Origin of the sequence: Micromonospora globispora, assembly GCF_003857015.1 — a bacterium.
GTDB classification, from domain to species: Bacteria; Actinomycetota; Actinomycetes; order Mycobacteriales; family Micromonosporaceae; genus Micromonospora; species Micromonospora globispora.
The window spans coordinates 1-1,037 of sequence record NZ_QGGF01000669.1; the positions used below are offsets into that span (position 1 = coordinate 1).

At 73.1% G+C, this 1,037-nt stretch carries 1 protein-coding gene; it reads left to right on the forward strand.

All coding sequences use genetic code 11. The features are described from left to right. Positions 1–764 (forward strand): S1C family serine protease (locus DKL51_RS31650; RefSeq protein WP_260428749.1); only part of this gene is annotated, 764 nt, incomplete at its 5' end. Between the last annotated feature and the right edge of the window lie 273 nt (positions 765–1,037).

Here is a 1,037-nt window from a genome sequence, read left to right on the forward strand (position 1 = left end):
CGGTGGATCTGGTACGCCTGCAAGCCGGCGTGCTGGCCGTGGTCGCCGGCTTGCAGGCGTACCAGATCCACCGGCTGGACGACCGGCTCGCCGCCACCGACCGCCGCCTGTCCGAGGCGCAGGGCACCGACGGCACCCGGTTCGACGGCCTGGAGAAGCGGGCGGAGGCCCTGGAGAAGCAGGTCGGCGCCGCCTTCAACCCGGAGGCGGTGGCCAGCGCGGTCCTGCCCAGCGTGTTCCGGGTCCGGGCGGGCCAGTTCACCGGGACGGCTTTCGCGATCGGCAAGCCCCCCGCGGGCGGCGGCACCACCCTGCTCACCAACTTCCACGTGGTCGAGGCCGTCTGGGACGGCGGCGGCCGGAAGGTGTTCCTGGAGCGGACCGACCAGCGCTTCGAGGCCACCATCGTCAAGGTCGACAAGGCCAAGGACCTCGCCCAGTTGCGGACCACCGCCAAGTTCACCGGTCTGGTCGCCGCCGGCACGCCGGTCAAGTCCGGGCAGCAGATCGTCGTGGTCGGCGCCCCGCTCGGCCTGCAGGACAGCGTCACCACGGGGGTGGTGAGCGCGTTTCGCAAGGACGAGGGCGGTTCCGGTCCGGTCATCCAGTTCGACGCCCCGATCAACCCCGGCAACTCGGGCGGGCCGGTGATCAACGGCTCGAAGGAGGTCGTCGGCATCGCCACCGCCAAGGCGCGCGACGCCGAGGGGATCGGCCTCGCGGTCCCGATCAAGACCGCCTGCGACGCGTTCAAGCTCTGCTGACCGGTCGCCGCCGGCCGGCATTGACCTGGCCGTTCACTCTGAACAAGGACGCCGATCCATCGGCGGACCCGAACACCCCGGCCCTTCGGGGCCACCCCACGGGGGACCAGCAATCCTGGAGGAAGAGATGTCCCAGCCACCGACCGGGCCGGAGGGCTTCCCCCCGGCCTACCCGCCGCAGCCGCCGCCCGGTCCGCCGGCGGGCGGCACCGTGTACGGCAACCCGTACGGCGCCGGCCAGCCCGCGCCCGGGCCGTACGGGTCGCCGCAGCC